The organism is Vibrio sp. 14N.309.X.WAT.E.F5 (assembly GCF_030397615.1).
Taxonomy (GTDB): domain Bacteria; phylum Pseudomonadota; class Gammaproteobacteria; order Enterobacterales; family Vibrionaceae; genus Vibrio; species Vibrio lentus.
Genome location: NZ_JAPNXR010000003.1, coordinates 265,823 through 286,365, shown reverse-complemented (window position 1 = coordinate 286,365; position 20,543 = coordinate 265,823). Strand labels below are relative to the sequence as shown.

Genomic DNA, 20,543 nt, shown 5'->3' with positions numbered 1-20,543 from the left:
TCAAAAGGCTCGCTCTCAACAACGATATGCATTCACAAATACATAGACCGATAGAGTCTAACAACAATATTTAAGTCAGAAGATCAAATGGAAATGAACTCGTTATACATCGATGGTAAAGCGGTTGACGCTACCTCAGGCGAAACTTTCGTCAGCATTAACCCTGCAAACGGCGAACCTATCGCAACGCTTGGCCAAGCTTCTTCAGCTGACGTTGAAAATGCGATTGAATCGGCGAAGCGCGGATTTGCGGTATGGTCAGCAATGACAGCCGTAGAACGCAGTCGTATTCTTTTAAAGGCGGTAGAGATACTTAGAGCTCGAAATAATGACCTTGCTAACCTTGAGGTTGTCGATACGGGCAAGCCGTTACAAGAAGCGATCGAAGTCGATGTGGCTTCTGGCGCCGACGTTATTGAGTATTTCGCAGGGCTAGCACCTACGCTGCAAGGCGATCAACAACCTCTTAGTGAATCTCAATTTTTCTACACACGCCGTGAACCGCTAGGTATCTGTGCGGGCATTGGCGCGTGGAATTACCCTATCCAAATCGCAATGTGGAAATCGGCTCCAGCACTCGCTGCGGGTAACGCGATGATTTTCAAGCCTTCAGAAGAAACGCCGTTAACGGCACTTAAGCTTGCTGAAATCTTCACAGAAGCTGGCCTTCCTGATGGCGTGTTTAACGTAGTTCAGGGCGATTACCGTGTCGGCCAAATGCTAACGGCGCACCCAGACATCGCTAAAGTGTCGTTCACAGGCGAAACCGGTACGGGCAAAGCGGTAATGTCAGACAGTGCTAAAACACTCAAGTCTGTAACGATGGAGCTCGGTGGTAAATCACCCATGATCATCTTTGATGATGCGAAATTGGACGATGCGGTGTCGGCTTCAATGGTCGCTAATTTCTACACCCAAGGCGAAGTGTGTACTAACGGTACTCGTGTTTATGTACACGAAAACATCTATGACGCATTTATCGACCAACTTAAAACACGCACTGAGAAGCTGATCATTGGTAACCCAATGGACATGGAGACTCAGATCGGCGCGTTGATTTCTAAAGAACACCTTTCAAAAGTCCTTGAAGCAATTGAGCTGGCTAAACAGTCTGGCGCTACATTGCTGACTGGCGGTTATCAAGTGACGGACAACGGCTTAGCAAACGGCAACTTTGTCATTCCTACGGTATTCACAGATTGCCATGACGACATGCCTCACGTTCAGCAAGAAATTTTCGGCCCTGTTATGTCAGTGTTGAAGTTCACTGATGAAGACGATGTGATTCGTCGTGCTAACGATACCAAATACGGCCTTGCTGCTGGTGTGTTCACGCAAAACCTTTCTCGCGCTCACCGTGTTATTCATCAAATGCAGGCGGGTATTTGTTGGGTTAATACATGGGGTGACTCACCTGCAGAAATGCCTGTTGGTGGCTACAAACTTTCAGGGGTTGGCCGCGAAAACGGGCCAGAGACTCTACTCCACTATACGCAGACTAAGAGCATTCTTATTGAACTTGGCGACTACGCCAGCCCTTATGCCTAACGCGTAACACTCAATTTTATGGGTTAGCTTAACAGAGCTAGCCCTACTGACTTATCTCAGGGAAATCAAAACATGGAACAACGCTACGATTATATTATCGTCGGCGCGGGTTCGGCCGGCTGTGTGTTAGCGGATAGGCTAACGGAAAGCGGTGAACATAGCGTTTTACTATTGGAAGCGGGTGGTACGGATAAGAGTATTTTTATCCAAATGCCGACTGCGCTTTCTTACCCGATGAATACTGAAAAGTACGCTTGGCAATTTGAGACCCAACAAGAACCGGGCCTTGATGGACGTGAACTGCATTGTCCACGCGGCAAGGTGTTGGGTGGCAGCTCATCGATCAACGGCATGGTTTACGTTCGTGGCCACGCTTGTGACTTTGACCAATGGGAAGAAGAGGGTGCTGCGGGTTGGAATTACCAAGCTTGCTTGCCGTACTTTCGCCGTGCTGAATCATGGAATAAAGGTGGTGACGAATATCGTGGCGACAACGGCCCAGTCGGCACTTGTAACGGTAACGATATGGAGCTCAACCCCCTTTACCAAGCATTCATCGATGCAGGTAAAGACGCCGGTTACCCAGAAACACAAGATTACAACGGCTACCAGCAAGAAGGCTTCGGCACCATGCATATGACGGTAGATAAGGGTGTTAGAGCCTCAACCTCTAACGCTTATCTACGTCGTGCATTGAAGCGTTCAAACCTTACCTTGAAAAAAGGCATAGTGGCGCGTCGTTTCTTACTTGAAGCACAAGACTCAGAAGGTCAATCAGGCTTGAAAGCGGTTGGTGTTGAGTTTGATAAGTCAGGCAATACTCAAGTTGCCGTGGCGAACAAGGAAGTGATCTCTTCTGCGGGTTCTATTGGTTCTGTTCAACTGCTGCAACTTTCTGGTATCGGCCCGAAAGCGGTGCTTGAAAAGGCGGGTGTTGAGCTTAAACACGAACTCAGTGGTGTCGGTGAAAACCTACAAGACCACTTAGAAGTGTACTTCCAATACCACTGTAACGAACCCATCACGCTTAACAGCAAGCTTGGCTTAGTCAGCAAAGGCATGATTGGCGCAGAGTGGATTCTGACTCGCAAAGGTTTGGGTGCCACTAACCACTTTGAATCGTGCGCATTCATTCGTTCTCGCAAAGGATTGAAGTGGCCAAATATTCAATACCACTTCCTGCCAGCAGCGATGCGTTACGACGGACAAGCGGCCTTTGATGGTCACGGCTTCCAAGTTCACGTTGGGCCTAACAAACCAGAAAGTCGCGGTACGGTAGCGATCACTTCGGCTGACCCGCATGCCAAGCCAGAGATCATTTTCAATTACATCTCGACTGAGCAAGACCGCCAAGATTGGCGTGATTGTATTCGCTTAACCCGTGAAATTTTGTCGCAACCTGCGATGGATGTTTACCGTGGCGAAGAGATTCAGCCAGGTCTGAGCGTAACTTCTGATGAAGCGATCGACGAATGGGTTAAGCAGAACGTTGAAAGTGCTTATCACCCTTCTTGTGGCTGCAAAATGGGCGCTGATGATGACCCAATGGCGGTACTTGATGAAGAGTGTCGTGTTCGCGGCATTGATAATTTGCGCGTTGTCGACTCGTCTGTTTTCCCTGTTATTCCAAACGGTAACTTGAACGCACCGACCATCATGGTTGCTGAGCGTGCCTCGGACCTGATTTTGGGCAAGCCCGTTCTAAAAGAGCAAAACGTTCCAGTATGGATAGCTCCGGAGTGGGAAGAAACACAAAGAATCAATAAGCCAATACGAGAAGCGTAAGCCTCTGTTATTGGTTAAAAAATAACAAAACTAATTAGTCAAAAGTCAGAAGAACAGCTCTCTATCGGTGTTGATATCGAGCAGCAAAAGGAAAGATAAAAAGGAACCATTATGACGACTCTAAATATTCAGAACGTGACAACAAAAACGTTAACAGCATTAGCGATCAGCTCATTTGCATTTGGTGCTAACGCTTCAGTTGAACCACAACAATGTGAAAACGTACGCTTCGCTGATGTGGGTTGGACAGACATTACCGCAACAACGGCTGTCACTTCTGAGCTACTGAAAGGCCTAGGCTACAAAACCAAAACTGACCTACTTTCAGTACCGGTTACTTACTCTTCAATGGCGAACGGCGATATTGACGTATTCCTAGGTAACTGGATGCCAACTATGGAAGGCGACATCGCTAAGTACCGCGAAGCGGGAACGGTTGAGACAGTACGTGCCAACCTTGAAGGTGCAAAATACACACTAGCCGTACCAAAATACGTTTACGACTCTGGCGTGAAAAGCTTCTCCGACCTAGCAAAACATGCCGACAAATTTAAAGACCGCATCTACGGTATTGAGCCGGGTAACGATGGCAACCGCTTAATCCAATCAATGATTGATTCTGACGCGTTTGGCTTGAAAGATTTCAGCCTAGTGGAATCAAGTGAAGCGGGCATGGTATCGCAAGTATCTCGCGCTGCTCGTCGTAGCCAGTGGATCGTTTATCTAGGTTGGGCACCGCACCCAATGAACAGCAATGTTGAAATGGAATATCTATCAGGTGGTGACGACTTCTTCGGCCCGAACTACGGCGGAGCAAATGTTTACACCAATGTTCGTTCAAACTACGTGTCTGAGTGTGCAAACGTCGGTCAACTTCTGCAAAACCTAGAGTTCACTCTAGAGATGGAAAACCAGTTGATGGAAGAGATTCTTAACCAAAAAGTGAAGCCAGAGAAAGCGGCTCAACAATGGTTGAACAATAACCCTCAACAAGTTGAAGCTTGGTTAGACAACGTAAAAACGCATAAAGGTGAATCAGCGACTCAAGCGGTTACTGAATACCTAAAACAAGTTAAAGCTTAGTTTTACCTACCTATCGATCTATTTATCAAAGCTCTATAAATAAAAAAGGTGGGCTGACCAATTGTTCGATTGGTTTGAAGTAGCCCACCCATAATAAAAGGCAATATTGTGAATTTTATTACGGAAAACAAAATCCCTGTTGGTCAATGGATGGAAGCGGGTGTTGATTGGCTAACAATCAATGCAGCAGGATTCTTTGACGCTATTTCGATTTTTCTAGAAACCGTCATTATGTTTTTAGTCGATGTATTTAAGTGGATGCCACCGGCTTTACCAATCGTGATGACCGCAGCGATTGCATGGTATTTACACCGTAAACCCTCGCTTGTGATTTTCGTGGTTGCAGCTTTGCTGACTATTTTAAACCTTGGCTACTGGCAAGAAATGCTGGAAACCTTTGTCCTCGTGTTTGCAGCGACAACGATTTCCGTATTAATTGGCGTTCCAGTTGGCATTATGGCCGCGCATCGCCCTTGGTTATATACGGTGCTTAGACCCATTCTTGATTTAATGCAGACGGTTCCAACGTTTGTGTATCTGATTCCGACTTTGGTTTTATTCGGCTTGGGCATCGTTCCTGGCTTAATCTCGACCATCATCTTCGCCATTGCCGCACCAATTCGTTTGACTTACTTAGGCGTCACCAAAGTACCTGAAGAGTTGATTGAAGCGGGTAAAGCGTTTGGTGCAAGCCGCATGAAATTGCTGATGAAGGTCGAATTACCGGCTGCTTTACCAAGCATTATGGCGGGTGTAACTCAATGTATTATGTTGTCGCTTTCGATGGTGGTTATCGCCGCTCTTGTCGGTGCTGACGGGCTTGGTAAACCTGTTGTTCGCGCATTGAACACAGTGAACATCTCACAAGGTTTTGAAGCCGGGTTGGCGATTGTATTAGTCGCTATCATTCTTGATCGCTTGTGCAAAACACCAAACCAGAAGGAAGCTTAATCATGTCTAACTCTCAGGAAAAAAAGACAATGGACGCGATTACTATTAAGAACCTCGATGTTGTGTTTGGTGATAAGCCGAAGCAAGCGCTTGAGCTGCTTGATCAAGGTAAAACTCGCCAAGAGATCATTGATGAGACTGGCCAAGTTGTTGGTGTAGATAATGTGTCGCTGACCGTTGAAGAAGGCGAGATTTGTGTGCTGATGGGTTTGTCTGGTTCTGGTAAATCATCTTTGCTTCGCGCAGTTAACGGCTTGAATGAGATCAGCCGTGGCTCATTGGCGATCAAAGATGGAGACAAGCTGGTTGATTTAGGTGAACAGTGCGACGAAGCGACCTTGCGTCACCTTCGTACTCACCGCGTTTCTATGGTGTTCCAAAAGTTTGCCCTAATGCCTTGGTTAAACGTGTTAGATAACGTGGCGTTTGGTCTAGAAATGCAAGGCGTAGCCAAAGATGTTCGTCGTGCTAAAGCGCGTGAACAGCTTGAAATGGTGGGTTTGGCAGAGTGGGAAACCAAGTATCCGCATGAGCTTTCTGGCGGTATGCAGCAACGTGTTGGCCTAGCGCGTGCCTTTGCGATGGATACCGACATTCTTCTTATGGATGAACCGTTTTCAGCGCTTGATCCGCTGATTCGAGCGCAGTTGCAAGATGAGTTAATCCTATTACAAAACAAGCTTAACAAAACGATTCTGTTCGTGAGTCATGATTTAGACGAAGCGCTGAAGATTGGTAATAACATTGCGATCATGGAGTCAGGCAAGTTGATTCAACATGGTAAGCCTGAAGAGATCGTACTCACGCCAAAAACGGAATATGTGAAAGATTTTGTCGCACATACTAACCCGTTGAACGTATTGAAAGGTCGTTCGTTGATGCAGCCTTTGGATTCTTTGAAACAAGAAGATGAAAGTTGGAAGATCTGTGACTCTAAAGACTTATGGATTGAACAGAGTGAAGGTACTTTATCTGTAAAAGGTGAGTCGACTTTAGCGCTTGTTGAGTGGAACGAATCTGACGATTTAACGGCAATCAGTGCGTCGAGTGTTGTAGTGGCAAGCCCAGAGATTGGCATGCGCGATGCGATTAAACTGAAACAGCTAAGTAATCACCCGATTTTGCTGGTGGAAGACAATAAACTGGTCGGCATTTTGGATAACAGTGAATTTTATAATGCGCTTACTGGTAACTTTCAGATGAATACCGCTGCGTAAAATTTCGTTTTTAAGCTTAGCAATTTAGGCTGGTTTTTTATTGGGTGGAGAGGGTTAAATCTCTCTACCTCTATGATTATTAAAATATATTATTCTTTGAGTTTGTATTCTCTGACTCATTATTTTTGCCTTCATTGAAGCTTTGATTCCCCCTTCATTAAGCAAAAGTGCCGTACCACGCAAGTTTAGTGGTATAGAAAAGATTGAGAATAGTATTAACATCAGTACAATGCGGAAAAATCAATGAAGTAAATTATCAATTTACAGTGTAATTCGAGCGATCCTAAGCTGTTCAGTTTGGAAATCTCATCGCCACGGCACTGTAAAGTCACTCACAGTATATTAGTACAAAGGTCTGCATCTTGGATAAACATGACGAAATCTTGGTCGCTATTCGCCAAATTATTCGCGCTATCGATTTACACTCGAAAAAGCTGAGTAAAGAGTATGGTTTGACGGGCCCTCAATTGATTTTAATGCGCGCAATCCAAGAGATGGGTAATGTGACGATCAAAGAATTGTCTAATCAAACTAATGTGAGTCAAGCGACGACAACGACGATCATCGATCGTCTAGAGCTTAATGGTTATGTGCAGCGTATCCGTAGTGTTGCTGATCGACGTAAAGTTCATGCGAATTTGACGGAGAAAGGCCAAGAGCTACTGAACAATGCGCCACCACCGCTACAAGATAACTTCGTTAAAAAATTCCAAAACCTAGAAGCGTGGGAGCAAAGCCTACTGCTTTCTTCGATGCAACGTGTGTCTTCAATGATGAACGCAGAAGACATCGACGCTGCCCCAGTGCTACAGCTTGAAGGCATTGCCAACGTTGCCAAGAGCTAATTAGCTAGCTGATTAATTGTTTAAAAACAATGTATTAGAATATTATTTAATGGTCGCTTTGAGCGGCCATTTTTGATCTTGTAGCCTCTATCCCTTTGACTATTTCAGTCCAAACTGTCTTCCAATTATCCCTTTCGATTTTAAATTCCCAAGCTTTCTGATTTTTAATTTGTTTAACGTTTATTCACTTGTTTCACAAAAGCGTTGACGATTCTCTGACAAAATAACACTAGACCGACCGGTTTGTTTTGTATTATTGTGTGCCTCTCCTAACCATGAGGTGATGTATGAAACATGAATTGACGGCGACACAAATGACAGCGACGTTGAAGACCATGCAGGAAGCTTTTGCAGATGATCCGATGCCCACTGTGCCGGTGAGAATAGAACAGTTGCTTGCGCTGAAATCTGCTCTAATCGATTACACAGACCGTTTGTGTGCCGCGGTAAGTGAGGACTATGGTCACCGCAGCCGACAAGATACTTTGATGGCCGACATACTTCCTTGTTTAGGAAACATCGATCACACAATCGAGTGTTTGCCGCACTGGTCGACATCTTCAATTCGCCACTCAGGGCCTTTGCTTTCAACTTCGCGTGTTGAAGTGGTTTATCAGCCTAAAGGCGTAGTGGGGATCATTGCCCCGTGGAACTTCCCTATCATGTTGTCAGTTGGCCCGCTCATTTCAGCCTTGGCCGCAGGCAATCGCGCAATGATCAAGATGAGTGAATTTACGCCAGCAACCAATGACGTTTTAAGACAACTATTGGATGAAGTCTTCAATGCCAACGAGGTATGTCTTGTTGAGGGCGAGGTCGAAATCGCCGCTGCGTTTTCTGCATTGCCGTTTGATCATCTTCTGTTTACAGGGTCAACCCAAGTGGGTCGTCAAGTGATGAAGTCAGCGGCTGACACGCTAACTCCCGTCACTCTTGAACTTGGTGGCAAGTCTCCAGTTATCGTGGCAGAAGACATGCCGATTGATATTGCTGTCGAGCGAATCATTTACGGCAAGAGCCTCAATAACGGCCAAGTGTGTGTCGCGCCTGATTACGTATTGTTGCCCGAAGATAAACTCGAAGCATTTATTGAGGAATATAAAAAACAATACCAACTGCTGTTTGACGAAGGGGTCTATTCCGAGAATTTGACGTCCCTAATCAACCCTCGCCAATGCGACCGCATAGTGGGTTTGTTGAATGAAGAACAACAAGCGGGGACTCGAACCGTGGCCTGCCATGACGACGCGATGGACTTAGATTGCCAACGACTGGTGACGCATCTGATTGTAGAACCAAACTTGTCATCCAAGGTGATGAATGAAGAGATTTTCGGCCCACTGTTACCCTTGATTACGTATCGTAATATCGAAGAGGCGTTCCAAGTCATCAATAGCAAACCAAGGCCTTTAGCGCTGTATCTGATGAGCTTTGATTTGAGTTTACAGTCTCAGGTTAAGCACCAAGTTCATTCCGGTGGAATATGTATCAATGACTGTGTTTTCCATTTAGCGGTTGATGATGCGCCGTTTGGTGGCATTGGTGAATCAGGGCAGGGCAATTATCACGGTAAAGAAGGTTTTCTCACTTTCTCCCATGCTAAAACAGTTTTGGAAACGGGCTTAGATCATCGAGTTAAGCATCTGTTTTCAAAAGAAGACAACGAATTAAAAACAGCAGTGATGAGCATGCTTGGTAAGTAAATCATTTCTGTCATTACGCTATTCATTATTAAGAAGTTATTTTTAGAGGTTATTTTATGTTGGAACGCTTTTTTGAACGAACCATGAAATCGTATTTGATGATTACTGGATTCTTAACCGCCACTGCTTTTTCCACCTTCTTGGCACCGGATTGGAGTATGCAGACCCTGTTTTCTTACAACGATACGATGATGGAAAATAAAGAGTATCTGTTGGGTACTTATCAGCACTGGGGTGTGATGGTTGGCTGTATTGGTGTGTTGCTGATGTTCTCAGCCAAGTACAAATCGCTGCGTACTTCGACCATGATTTACAGTGCATTTGAGAAGTCGATGTTTGTTGGCATCTTCTTATACAACGTCTGTATCAACGATTATGAGTGGTTTTATGGTTGGAGTGGCGTGTTTGCGCTCGATGGGTTTGTGACCGTCTACTCTTTGGTTTATCTGTATTACTACCTCAATCGAGACAAAACAAAGGTACCCGCTCACTTGCGTTAACCTCTGTCGTTCAGCTCGTTAAATCTAATATTCCTAAGCCCCATTTGCGGGCTTTTTTCGTTTTAGGCAAATGATCCTCAACGATCTTAATTGACATATCTTTGACATTAACACTATAGACCGACCGGTTTGTATTGGTTATTGTTTAGTCATCAAACATAAACGAGGTAAACACCATGACTACCAATAACTTTAACTTTCAACTGAAAACCATTGTTCATGCTCAAGAGAACGGCATCAAAAACATCCCTTCTTTGTTTGCTCGCCTAGGTGCAAAACGAGTTGTGCTTTTTTCTGACAAAGGTTTGGAGTCTTTGGGCTTTGTTGAGCAATTCTCTGCGTTGTTTGTAAATCAGACGGCGAATCAAGAAGCAAACCAACAAACGACTCAGCTGGTTGGTGTGTACACCGATATTGCGCCAGACGCGACTTGCAACAACATCAACGCAGCGATTGAGTTTGCTAATAGCCTAAATGCCGACGCTATTTTGTCTGTCGGTGGAGGCAGTGTGATTGATGCTTCTAAGGGCGTGAAATACGCACTTCATAAGCAGATTGATGATATCCGTACCGTGATTGCAGGCGGTGGCTTTATGGAAGTGTGGCCAAATAATGAAGACATTCGAGTGCCCCATATCGCCGTACCAACAACGGCTGGCACGGGTGCTGAAGCTTCTCCGATCGCGGTTTTTTATAACGAGCATGAAAACATCAAGGCAAGTTTAGTGGCGTCTGGATTGGAAGCCGATATCGCGATCCTTGATCCAACGGTTACGACGAAGCTACCTGCTCACCTGACTCGTTCTACCGCGATGGATGCACTCACGCACGCCGTTGAAGCGATTGTTTCTCCAATGAGTAATGGGTTCACCGATGCTTATGGCATTCAGGCTGCAAAACTGATTGTTGAAAACTTACCCGTGGCACTTAGAGAACCAGAAAACCTGACGGCACGTGGCAATCTTCTTCAGGCAAGCACGATGGCGATCTCTGCTTTCTATTCGTCTTTGGGCGGCATTCCGATTCATAACTGTGCTCACGCTTTTGGTGCGATTAGCCACATTCCACATGGCGATGCCAACACGGTACTGATGCCGGTTGTGATTGAAGCGTTGCCCGAGTTCTATATGCCGAACGCGGCGAAGTTAGCTCAAGCTTTCTCGGTCGATACTACCGGAACCGATGAGATGGTTTACCTGAGAGTGTTGGATTTCTTAAACAACTTCCAAACCAGTGTCGGTGCGATGAAACGTTTCAGCCGCTGGGACTTTGATGAGCAAGAGAAGAGCAACATTGCAGAAGCGATTGAGAAAGACATCTGCTTCCAGTTCTATCCTATCTCAAAGCAAACGATTGAACAGATTATAGAAAAAGCGATTTAGTCGTCTCATTAAGCATTCAAAAACTCACTGTAAATCGAGGACAAATTATGAAGATTGAAAACGTATTGCTATCGAGCTTGTGCATCATCGCGCCATTCCTACTTTTCGCTTAATTCACTCGACAGGGACGTTGTGACCTTTATTCCCGAGGAGGAAATAAATGTTCAATAAACGTTTAACTACCGTGATTCTGACTGGTGCTTTGGCTGTTCTGCTTTTTGCTAAGGCAAGTGTGGGAAGCGAAAGCTCCACGGCTTTATCTGAACAGCATCAAGATGCTGTTCAGCTGTTGGATGAAGCTTATGAAGGACAGTCTGAAGCACAACTTGCTCTCGCTCATCGGTATTTGAGCGGTGATGGTGTTGAGCAGAATGACGAGAAAGCGGCGGAATGGTTTGAAACCGCAGCCAGTGCCGGTAGCCCTGAAGCTCAAACACAGCTTGGCCTAATGTACTTCTCTGGAAGTGGCGTTCAGGTTAGCCAAGCGGACGCTGTCACCTGGATCGGTCTGGCAGCAGCTCAAGAGTATGACCCTGCGCTCGACTTATTACATTGGATGTCCCAAGCCGCGCACTAATTTAGATTCTAACCCAGGTTAATCACAGAAAAAGTTAATCACAGAAATTGGAGAACGTCTTATGCAGACATTCAAGAAATCCCTACTATTCACAGCTATGGCCGCTGCAAGTAGCGCCGCCTTCGCCGCCGAATCAGACAAGCCGAACATCGTTGTTATTGTCGGTGATGATGTTGGCTTTGCTGATACCCAGCCTTATGGCTCAGAAGCCGAAACCCCCAACTTGATGGCGTTGGCTGAAGAGGGGGTTAAATTCACTAACTTCCATGCCTCACCAACCTCATCAGTGACTCGCTCAATGATGTTAACTGGAGCGAACAGCCACGAAGTTGGGCTAGGCACTTTCGATTATGCTGTCTATCCGGGTGCGATTGGCAAACCGGGCTATGAAGGCTACCTGACCAAGAAGGGCGTAACAGTGGCTACGCTGCTCAAAGAAAATGGCTATAACACGTATTTATCGGGTAAATGGCATTTAGGGCATGATGATGGGTTCCTGCCCGATGACCGAGGTTTTTCGGAAAGTTACGGCATTTTAGCGGGCGGTTCGAATCACTTTAACCGCGACATGATGTTCCCTGCCAAAAACGCGGCTACCGCTGAAGCGCTTCAAAAAGGCGACATTCCCGGCGTTGAAGTTGAGCCTACATACAGAAACGGTGAAGTGGTTGAGGATAAATACAAAGGCGAGTACTCCGACCAAGTTTACACCAACGAACTCATCAAGATGATCGATGGCAAGAAAGACGACGGTAAGCCTTTCTTCGCTTATCTTCCATTCACTGCCATACACCTTCCGCTACAAGCACCAGAATCAGCGTATCAAGATAAAGTCGATTATTACGTCGAGCATGGTTGGGATTCGATTCGTAAAGACCGATTTGAACGAATGAAGGAGATGGGCGTCATTCCTAAAGACGCCGACATCTCAAGTCGTAATGCATTAAGTCGCCCTTGGGACTCTTTGTCTGAGAAACAACAAGAGTGGTATGGCAAGAAGATGGCGGTGGCGATGGGCATGATGGAGATGCAAGATCAACAAGTCGGTCAGGTTGTCGATTACCTAAAAGAGATCGGTGAGTACGACAATACCTACATTATGTATCTGGCAGACAACGGTCCTGAAGCCGCAGATATTACCGGTGAAAATATCAGTGATTTGATTCGCACATGGACGGCGCATCACTTTGACAACTCGACGGAAAACCTAGGGAAAGCTAACTCCAGCGTTTCATTAGGCCCAGAATGGGCAAGCGCATCAACAGGTGGCTTGTCTTGGTATAAAGCGTACACGGCAGAAGGTGGTATTCGAGTCCCCTTCATTGTTAAGCCTGCGAAAGCGCTTTTGGAGGGCGATCAAGCGCTGCAACCCGGCACTCAAACTGATGACTTATCACAAGTAAAAGACATCGCAGCCACCATTCTTGAAATCGCCGATGTTGAGCACCCAGGAACAGAGTATCAAGGTCGAGAAGTCGCACCAATGAGTGGTGTGAGCTTGTTGCCTTACTTCAAAGGGGAAACGGCAGAGGTGCATAGTGCAGATAATGCGATTCCATTTGAATTGTTTGGCAGCGGAATTTTGCTCAAAGGGGATTACAAGATCATCCGAATATCTACGGGCATGGGCGGTGACAGTGAGTGGCACTTGTATAACACTAAACAGGATCCGGCTGAGCAGCATGACTTAAGAAACCAAATGCCAGACTTGTTCCTAGAGATGGTTGCTGAGTATCAAGAGTACGAAAAAGCGCAAAACATCGTCCCAGTGGATGAAGCATGGAACCCGTTTGAGAACGTGAAATAGAGGAAATGAACCACTCGGCCAACCTAATGACACAAGCTTGGTTGGCCGATGAACACCGTGTAAAGGAATTACGAATTGTTTTGGCTAATACAATAACGTTTACATCGAGGAATTCTTCATGACGACATTATCACTATCAAACCTGAGTTCGGTTCCGCAGTTTAACGGCAAGGCGCACAGCAAGCTTCAAGCATTGGCAAAGCCGATTGGGGCGGTCTGTAACATCAGTTGTACTTACTGTTATTACTTAGAGAAACAGCAGTTGCTTGAATACCCAAAAGGGTCTCAATATGTGATGGATGAAGCGTTATTAGAGCTCTATATCAAGCAGTACATTGAGGGGCAGAATACGCCGGAGATTATCTTTTCTTGGCATGGTGGAGAACCTACTTTGTTGGGGATTGAATATTTTCGAAAGGTGGTTGCACTGCAGAAAAAATATTGCCCTAGCTACAGCAAGATCAGCAACGACCTTCAAACCAATGGCACCTTGTTGAATGATGGTTGGTGTGAGTTCTTCAAGAACAATGACTTTATCATTGGCGTGAGTATTGATGGCCCAGAGCACTTACATAATCACTACCGAACCAACCGTGCAGGCAAAGGTACTTTTTCTCAAACAATGCGTGGTATTCGCTACTTGAAGCAACATAACGTTGAGTTTGCAACCTTAACCTGTGTGAACGATGTGACAGGAAAATATCCGTTAGAAGTTTATCGTTTTCTACGCGACGAAGTGGGTTCAAAGCAGCTGCAGTTCATCCCTGTGGTGGATAAGCGTGAGGCTCATACCAACAATCAATGGCTCACCCATCAACAAGCGATCATTCCTATGTCTGGCGAGGTTGAGGCTTGGAGTGTCGGCTCTGCGCAATGGGGACAATTCCTCACTACCGTTTTTGATGAATGGTTTGAACACGATTTTGGTCGAGTGCTTGTGCCTTACTTTGAAAATTTCGTCGGTGTATGGATGGGAAGAGACAGTACCATGTGCACCTTGAGTGAAATCTGTGGAAAAGGGCTAGCGGTTGAACCCAATGGTGATGTGTATTCGTGCGATCACTACGTCTTTCCTGAGTTTCAGTTAGGCAATATTCATGAGAAGCCGTTATCGACGCTGGCATTTTCACCCGCTCAGCAAACTTTTGGGTTCGCAAAGCAAAAGTCATTGCCAAAGCAGTGCCAAACTTGTGAGTTCAAATTTGCTTGTCATGGTGAGTGCCCCAAAAACCGAATTATCAAAAGTCGTGATGGTGAAGCCGGACTAAATTACCTGTGTGAAGGGTGGCTAAAATTCTTTCAACATATCGATCCGGTGCTCAATGCTTTGCTAAAAGCCAATAACCTAGCGCCACGGATGGGGTAATCGAATCGATCACTTGATAAGTAAAAGCCTAGGTAGAAAACGAACACGCCTGAAAAACAAAAAAAGCTCGCTATATAAAGCGAGCCTCTTAGTGTGTAGGAACTGGTTAATCTTTTGAGCTCACCGCAAGCAATGTCTCTTCCATGGCATTGTTCAGAATCGAACGGTTGCGCTGCATCGCTGCCATTAGCGTAGAGCCTAGCCATAAGCCATAAAGCGTGCGAGATAGTGATTCAGGATCTTCGATATTGAAATCACCCGCTTCATTTCCTTCTTCAAAGAGCTTCGACATACGCAGTATGATCTTTTCTGCGCCTTCTGCCATGGTTGATTGCAACGGGTTCGCAGAGCCAGACACTTCACCTGCTAGCTTGACCACAAGGCACTGAATATTGAAGTCTTCAGTCAGTTTCGACGCACACCAAAACTCGAAGTACGCTTTCACGCGGTCTCGGCGAGATAGAGTCTCATCACTTAGAAAGTCATCAAGCTTAACTAGGTGCTCATCAAAATAGTCGGCTAGAAGGATCTCGCCAAAGTGCTCTTTGGATTTGAAGTAATGGTAAAAAGAACCTTTAGTTCCTTCGGCTTGGTTGATGATTTTCATCAGGCCAACACCAGCAAATCCGTGTTCATTAATAAGGCTAAACCCTGCATCGAGCATAGCTTGTCGCATGTCTTTCATTGATCTTACTCTTTATGCCGAGAATGATGATTAGTGTAGCGATATGCATACCAACCGTCCAGTCTAGAGCGTTAGGATGTTGTCGATAATTAACTTGTTTCGTTAAAGTGGCTTTATCTTCTGTTTGCGCTTGTAAGCAACAAAACTTTTTTCACGATAAGCGCATGCCATAAAACGAAAATAACAACCTTAAAGGGCTTATTTGGCGCCTTAAAATGGCCAAACTGGGGTGTTTTAAGTGGTTGTTTTTGTTGGTTTTTAATTTGATGTATTCTTAAGATCACAATGGTAGTCTTAGCTTGATTTCTTTAGGGGGCTAAATGGACACCAATAACAGCACTTATCATCAGCACAGTTTTGCTCAGCAAGATTTATCAGAGCTTACATTTACAGCCTGTACGTTTATCCGATGTGACTTCAGGCGTTCGAACTTGCGTGATGCGACGTTTATTAATTGTAAGTTCATCGAACAAGGCGATATTGAGGGCTGCCACTTTGATATTGCAGATTTACGAGACGCAAGTTTCCAGAACTGCCAGTTGGCGATGGCCAATTTTAGTAACGCCAATTGCTATGGGATTGAGCTACGTGAATGTGACTTGAAAGGGGCGAACTTTACTCGTGCGAATTTTGCCAATCAGGTGAGTAATCGCATGTATTTTTGCTCGGCATACATCACAGGTTGCAACCTGTCTTACGCTAATTTTGAACAAGCTTGCTTAGAGAAGTGTGAGTTATTTGAAAACCGCTGGATAGGTACTTATCTTGGCGGAGCGTCACTAAAAGAGTCCGATCTTAGCCGAGGCGTGTTCTCGGAAGATGTATGGGGGCAATTCAGTATGCAAGGGGCGAATTTGTGTCATGCAGAACTTGAAGGGTTAGACCCTCGTAAAGTAGATACAACAGGAATCAAAATTGTGGCTTGGCAACAAGAGCAACTGCTTGAAACTATGGGTATTGTGGTGATGCCTGATTGATAGCTGTAATTTCTAACTGCAGGCTATTTGGATTGGAATATGTAAGCTTTCGTTATAGAAGAAAAGCCCAAAGCTAATAACTTTGGGCTTTTCCGTATCTGGTAGCCAGCATTTTATAATGAAGTTTAGAAAAGAGAATGCTTGGCGAATATAGGGCTAATTAATGCATGCCTGAACGCATTTTGTCACAGAGTGCAAAGAACACGAATAGGATAAAGCATACTAGCGCGACACACAGCGAGGCTATGATGGTTGTGGCATCTTTGGAAATCAGTGGAACGACGATAGAAGCCAACGCGACCAACATAACAAAGATATGAACGATCCGACCGGGGATTGGATTTTTATGACAGAATGAAGCCCATAGGTAACGCATTTTTAACACCAGTATAATATTAGTGGGTTTATTCTATTTCCCTAGTGAGTGTTTTGTAAATATCTTTTTCACTACAGGTGACTGTAAACATGATCTAGGCCTCTGTGTTATAAAACCAGTTAAATAACATAAAGTTATTGCCTATTGATAGAATGATTATCATCTATATAATAAATCATAATATTCCGTATTCTTTGTAATGATAAGTCAAAAATTGTTCGATTTTTGGTTTCTTGACTGAAGGTCTCATTTATTGAGTGTTCTATTAAGAGACCGTTTGCTTATCATTATTTGTCTCGTCAATGTCTACATGATTAGAATCAGTTTTTAGTCTGTGATGCGCTTTATGTTATTTATCAAAGAGATTTTTTGATTTGAGATCGCGGCAATCTCGTTCGCAATTCTGTTTGATATACTCATCATTCGTTCGAAAAAGATGACGGAGATGATATGTCGAAAACCGCGAAGATCATTAATGAAGATAAGCTGGTAAAAAAAGCAGTTGAGGTCGGTTTTAAGATGGCAAAACTACAAGGTTTTGATTTGCCACATTCATCCCAACCGATAAAGGTTAAAGCGGTGTATTTGTTCCTTGTAGAGGTAAATCAGATCACACCGTTACCTGATGATAAGCTTGATGGTGCCAACATTAAAAAACGTTTGGCGCTATGGATTCACAAAGCACTGCCTGACAATGACCCATTGAAGTAAGGGCGCCTTCGCCTTTATCGTCTTCAATAAAAATTCCTATGTGTTTCTAATTGAAAAAGCCTAGCGATCCCTCGCTAGGCTTTGTTGTTTTTGTATTCTTTTTTATCAATGATAAATTGCTGTTTCTTCTCGTTTACACAGCTTGTACCGGTTCTGCTGGCTTGTGATTGTCGTTCTTATTTGAGCCGTCGTTGGTGATGTGGTCATACTTTTCAGTGAGGTGATCTTGAATTTTTTGGTGATAAGCACCGTTCAGCTTGTAGAAGCGGAAGTAGATGATCAACGCAATGGCAAAGAAGAAAGCAGGTAGGCCGACCATGATGCATTGCATGCCAAATACGGTTTCAGGGCTTTGCACTACATTAGGTACATAGTCGACGGCAGTGAGCGAGATGCCGATGAAGAAAGCGGCAAATGCAGAGCCTGCTTTTACGACCAAAGTTTGCACAGAGTAAGCAATGCTTTCACAACGAGCACCCAGTTTAAATTCACCGTAATCGACCGTGTCGGCAACCATGATCACGTTGAGTACCCAAAACAGGGCAGTACCGATTTGTAGGAATACACCCGCCGTTGAAATCAACAGAATGCTTTGTTTGTCGTACATGCCAACATAGATCAGAACAGCACTGCCTAAAATAGGGAAAGTGGAAGCACAAGCCCATAGAGTGCGGCGTGAGAACATTTTTGCGAGTTTAGGGAACAGCACCAGTGTGATGAGGTTTGCGATGCCCGCATAAGCCATGTAGTAAGGGAACAACTCTTCGTTGCCTACAACATAGGTGAAATAGTAAACCGCGAAGGCTGTGATGATATTGGTCGCTAAGTTGTAAGACAGTGCCATGCACAGAACGCTGGTCAATTGGTCATTTTTGTAGATAAGTGACAGTAGCTTTTTCAGTGATACTTTTTCTTCCGGCTGTGTGGTGTCGAGGTTCGCGGTTGAATAGCGTTCTTTGACATTACGCAGTGTGATAAACGTCGAGACTAAGAAACAGGCAATCAACAGTAGCGTAAATATTTGAAACCCAAACCCTTTGTCGTCACCACCTACATAGTTGACGAACGGCATTGCAATGGCAGCGGTTACTATCCACGCGAGGCTGGCAAAGAAGCGAGGATATGGGACTAACTCTTCGCGTTCGCGTTTATCTAAGGTGAGTGTTGGGACTAACGACCAAAAAGGAATATCCATTAGTGTGTAAGTCATGCCCCACAAAATATAAGTGACAGCGGCGTAGGCGATGAGCCAAGGACCTTCGATGTAGTGTGCACTAAACACCATGAGTAGCACGACAGAGTTGGCGAGCGTGCCAATTAAAATCCAAGGTTTGAATTTGCCCCAACGGGTGCGCGTATTGTTGACCAACCAGCCCATGATTGGGTCGTTGACCGCATCCCAAATACGGGCGACGAGAAAGATGGTACCGACGGTAGCGGCAGAAATACCGACTACATCCGTGTAGTAAAACATTAGGTACATATAGACGATGGTGATTGCGAAGTCTTTACCAAACGCCCCAAAGCCATAACTTAGCTTGGTATTCATAGAGATACTCATTGCCACTCCTTACGCCTCCTCAGTGAGAAGACGCTAATATTCACGTTATTGTATTTTTTATTAGTATGAAATTACTTGTTAACCCACTCTGGTAACCAACCCTCATGAGCCTCAATCAAGTCGTCAACCAGCGCGTATATCTCTTCTATTCCAAGTACAGCGGCAGTATGAGGGTCAAGCATCGCAGCATGATAAATACGGTCGCGGTTTTCAGTGAGAATGGCTTCCGTTAATAGAGTTTGAACATTGATGTTGGTCTGCATTAATGCGGCTAAGTGGTTAGGTAGGCGACCAGCTTTGATCGGTTGCACACCATTCGCATCAACTAAACAAGCGACCTCAACACAGCAGCCTTGCGGTAAGTTGTCGATCAAGGCTTCATTTTTTACATTGCCGTAAATAACGCTCGGAGTGCCTGTCCAAATAGAATTCATGATGGTGCTGGCGTATTCATGAGACTCATCAACGGTAATTTTGTCAGCTGTTTTAAATTCTTGAAGGTCGCGTTTCCAATCGGCAATTTGCTCGACACAGCGCTTTGGGTACTCATCAAGTGGTACTTTATAGCGTTCAATTAAATCTGGGCGATTCGGCTTGATAAAGTAGGGGGTGTATTCCGAAAAATGTTCAGAAGACTCAGTCACAAAGTAGCCCAATTTTTTGAACATCTCGTAGCGAACCAAATTTGTGCAGCGACCATTGTGATAAATACCCGGTTTAGGCGCTTGGCCACTCTCAAAAGCTTCAAGTAGATCTGGATAAATATCGATGTACTCACCACTTTCTGTTTTCTTCTCAAGAGTAAGGTAGTAAGCCATGTGGTTGATGCCAGCGCACGTATAGCGAAGGTCTGAATAATCTAAGTCCAAGTCACGCGCTAATTCTTCTGCTGTGCCTTGTACTGAGTGGCATAAACCGACTTGTTTGATGTGCGGGTATTTCTCGTACATCGCCCACGTGTTCATCGCCATAGGGTTGACGTAGTTGAGCATAGTGGCGTTCGGACAAACCTCGGTCATATCTTCACACACGCTCCAAAGGTGCGGGACCGTGCGTAGCGAACGCATAATACCGCCTGGGCCTAGTGTGTCTGCGATGGTTTGTTCTAGGCCATGGCGTTTACACACCTCGAAATCCGTGACCGTACAAGGTTCATAACCGCCGATTTGAAAAGCGATGACAACGAAATCTGCATCTTGTAGTGCCTCTTTTTGATTTAAGTGACATGAAATAGAGCCAGTAGCGCCTGATGATTCCATCAACTTACTGACGACAAGGTGAGACTCTTCTAATCGGGTCTCATCAATATCCATCAGGGCGACATGAGCGTTTTGTAGTGCAGAACGATGGAAAACGTCACCAAGAATGTTCTTAACAAAAATGGTTGATCCTGCACCGATGAATGTGATCTTAGGGCTTTGCATAGTGGAATCCTTTATCTCTTTGAGTTCTTTGTTGATACAGACAAA

18 protein-coding genes are annotated in these 20,543 nt (G+C 44.9%); 14 read left to right on the top strand and 4 right to left on the bottom strand.

The window, feature by feature from the left end:
• Positions 1-87 precede the first annotated feature (87 nt).
• From betB to OW495_RS05635, 12 genes are all read left to right on the top strand, one after another.
• The gene (betB, locus tag OW495_RS05690; protein WP_102512912.1) at positions 88-1,548 is read left to right on the top strand and encodes a betaine-aldehyde dehydrogenase; all 1,461 of its coding nucleotides are present in this window, start codon (positions 88-90) and stop codon (positions 1,546-1,548) included.
• A 72-nt stretch (positions 1,549-1,620) separates the two neighbouring features.
• Positions 1,621-3,333 (top strand): choline dehydrogenase, encoded by a 1,713-nt coding sequence (gene betA, locus OW495_RS05685; RefSeq protein WP_289885526.1) that lies wholly within the window; start codon positions 1,621-1,623, stop codon positions 3,331-3,333.
• Between the two features lie 111 nt (positions 3,334-3,444).
• On the top strand, positions 3,445-4,416 hold the full coding sequence (locus OW495_RS05680) for a choline ABC transporter substrate-binding protein (RefSeq protein ID WP_102512910.1): 972 nt from the start codon (positions 3,445-3,447) through the stop codon (positions 4,414-4,416).
• A 108-nt stretch (positions 4,417-4,524) separates the two neighbouring features.
• On the top strand, positions 4,525-5,367 hold the full coding sequence (gene choW / locus OW495_RS05675; RefSeq protein ID WP_009845976.1) for a choline ABC transporter permease subunit: 843 nt from the start codon (positions 4,525-4,527) through the stop codon (positions 5,365-5,367).
• Between the two features lie 2 nt (positions 5,368-5,369).
• Positions 5,370-6,584: a choline ABC transporter ATP-binding protein gene (choV, locus tag OW495_RS05670; RefSeq protein ID WP_009845975.1), complete on the top strand. Its 1,215-nt coding sequence runs from the start codon at positions 5,370-5,372 to the stop codon at positions 6,582-6,584.
• Positions 6,585-6,946: 362 nt separating this feature from the next.
• Positions 6,947-7,429 carry a MarR family transcriptional regulator gene (locus OW495_RS05665; RefSeq protein WP_065105893.1) on the top strand — a complete coding sequence of 161 codons (483 nt, stop codon included), beginning with the start codon at positions 6,947-6,949 and terminating at the stop codon, positions 7,427-7,429.
• Between the two features lie 287 nt (positions 7,430-7,716).
• A complete protein-coding gene (locus tag OW495_RS05660) occupies positions 7,717-9,132 on the top strand; it encodes a coniferyl aldehyde dehydrogenase (protein WP_102512909.1) in 1,416 nt (471 codons plus the stop codon).
• Positions 9,133-9,188: 56 nt separating this feature from the next.
• Positions 9,189-9,632, top strand: coding sequence for a hypothetical protein (locus OW495_RS05655; protein ID WP_048660463.1), 444 nt, complete (start codon positions 9,189-9,191; stop codon positions 9,630-9,632).
• Positions 9,633-9,808: 176 nt separating this feature from the next.
• Positions 9,809-11,014, top strand: coding sequence for an iron-containing alcohol dehydrogenase (locus tag OW495_RS05650; protein WP_102512908.1), 1,206 nt, complete (start codon positions 9,809-9,811; stop codon positions 11,012-11,014).
• 160 nt (positions 11,015-11,174) lie between these two features.
• Positions 11,175-11,591: a tetratricopeptide repeat protein gene (locus tag OW495_RS05645; RefSeq protein WP_102512907.1), complete on the top strand. Its 417-nt coding sequence runs from the start codon at positions 11,175-11,177 to the stop codon at positions 11,589-11,591.
• 61 nt (positions 11,592-11,652) lie between these two features.
• Entirely contained in the window at positions 11,653-13,398 is a 1,746-nt protein-coding gene (locus tag OW495_RS05640) for an arylsulfatase (protein WP_102512906.1), read from the top strand.
• Positions 13,399-13,516: 118 nt separating this feature from the next.
• Positions 13,517-14,764, top strand: coding sequence for an anaerobic sulfatase maturase (locus tag OW495_RS05635; RefSeq protein ID WP_102512905.1), 1,248 nt, complete (start codon positions 13,517-13,519; stop codon positions 14,762-14,764).
• 106 nt (positions 14,765-14,870) lie between these two features.
• Here OW495_RS05635 and OW495_RS05630 read toward each other — a convergent pair whose 3' ends face one another.
• Positions 14,871-15,449: a TetR/AcrR family transcriptional regulator gene (locus OW495_RS05630; RefSeq protein WP_102339140.1), complete on the bottom strand. Its 579-nt coding sequence runs from the start codon at positions 15,447-15,449 to the stop codon at positions 14,871-14,873.
• Positions 15,450-15,769: 320 nt separating this feature from the next.
• On the opposite strand from OW495_RS05630, the gene OW495_RS05625 reads away from it, so the two are divergent.
• Positions 15,770-16,426 (top strand): Qnr family pentapeptide repeat protein, encoded by a 657-nt coding sequence (locus OW495_RS05625; RefSeq protein WP_054542578.1) that lies wholly within the window; start codon positions 15,770-15,772, stop codon positions 16,424-16,426.
• Positions 16,427-16,586: 160 nt separating this feature from the next.
• On the opposite strand, the gene OW495_RS05620 is transcribed toward OW495_RS05625, so the two are convergent.
• Positions 16,587-16,802: a hypothetical protein gene (locus OW495_RS05620; protein ID WP_102512904.1), complete on the bottom strand. Its 216-nt coding sequence runs from the start codon at positions 16,800-16,802 to the stop codon at positions 16,587-16,589.
• A gap of 450 nt (positions 16,803-17,252) precedes the next feature.
• Here OW495_RS05620 and OW495_RS05615 point away from each other — a divergent pair, with 450 nt between their 5' ends.
• Positions 17,253-17,513, top strand: a complete 261-nt coding sequence (locus OW495_RS05615; protein ID WP_004732406.1) for a DUF5062 family protein — start codon at positions 17,253-17,255, stop codon at positions 17,511-17,513.
• 133 nt (positions 17,514-17,646) lie between these two features.
• Here the strand turns inward: OW495_RS05615 and melB are convergent, their stop codons facing one another.
• Both melB and OW495_RS05605 read right to left on the bottom strand, forming a co-directional pair.
• On the bottom strand, positions 17,647-19,074 hold the full coding sequence (melB, locus tag OW495_RS05610; protein WP_102486916.1) for a melibiose:sodium transporter MelB: 1,428 nt from the start codon (positions 19,072-19,074) through the stop codon (positions 17,647-17,649).
• A 71-nt stretch (positions 19,075-19,145) separates the two neighbouring features.
• Complete coding sequence (locus tag OW495_RS05605; protein WP_017084900.1) at positions 19,146-20,498, bottom strand: alpha-glucosidase/alpha-galactosidase; 1,353 nt, start codon at positions 20,496-20,498, stop codon at positions 19,146-19,148.
• Between the last annotated feature and the right edge of the window lie 45 nt (positions 20,499-20,543).

Coding starts and splice junctions, on each gene's coding strand:
- betB (WP_102512912.1), top strand. CDS start 88: ATGGAAATGAACTCGTTATACATCGATGGTAAAGCGGTTGACGCTACC.
- betA (WP_289885526.1), top strand. CDS start 1,621: ATGGAACAACGCTACGATTATATTATCGTCGGCGCGGGTTCGGCCGGC.
- OW495_RS05680 (WP_102512910.1), top strand. CDS start 3,445: ATGACGACTCTAAATATTCAGAACGTGACAACAAAAACGTTAACAGCA.
- choV (WP_009845975.1), top strand. CDS start 5,370: ATGTCTAACTCTCAGGAAAAAAAGACAATGGACGCGATTACTATTAAG.
- OW495_RS05660 (WP_102512909.1), top strand. CDS start 7,717: ATGAAACATGAATTGACGGCGACACAAATGACAGCGACGTTGAAGACC.
- OW495_RS05655 (WP_048660463.1), top strand. CDS start 9,189: ATGTTGGAACGCTTTTTTGAACGAACCATGAAATCGTATTTGATGATT.
- OW495_RS05650 (WP_102512908.1), top strand. CDS start 9,809: ATGACTACCAATAACTTTAACTTTCAACTGAAAACCATTGTTCATGCT.
- OW495_RS05645 (WP_102512907.1), top strand. CDS start 11,175: ATGTTCAATAAACGTTTAACTACCGTGATTCTGACTGGTGCTTTGGCT.
- OW495_RS05640 (WP_102512906.1), top strand. CDS start 11,653: ATGCAGACATTCAAGAAATCCCTACTATTCACAGCTATGGCCGCTGCA.
- OW495_RS05635 (WP_102512905.1), top strand. CDS start 13,517: ATGACGACATTATCACTATCAAACCTGAGTTCGGTTCCGCAGTTTAAC.
- OW495_RS05630 (WP_102339140.1), bottom strand. CDS start 15,449: ATGAAAGACATGCGACAAGCTATGCTCGATGCAGGGTTTAGCCTTATT.
- OW495_RS05625 (WP_054542578.1), top strand. CDS start 15,770: ATGGACACCAATAACAGCACTTATCATCAGCACAGTTTTGCTCAGCAA.
- OW495_RS05620 (WP_102512904.1), bottom strand. CDS start 16,802: ATGCGTTACCTATGGGCTTCATTCTGTCATAAAAATCCAATCCCCGGT.
- OW495_RS05615 (WP_004732406.1), top strand. CDS start 17,253: ATGTCGAAAACCGCGAAGATCATTAATGAAGATAAGCTGGTAAAAAAA.
- melB (WP_102486916.1), bottom strand. CDS start 19,074: ATGAGTATCTCTATGAATACCAAGCTAAGTTATGGCTTTGGGGCGTTT.
- OW495_RS05605 (WP_017084900.1), bottom strand. CDS start 20,498: ATGCAAAGCCCTAAGATCACATTCATCGGTGCAGGATCAACCATTTTT.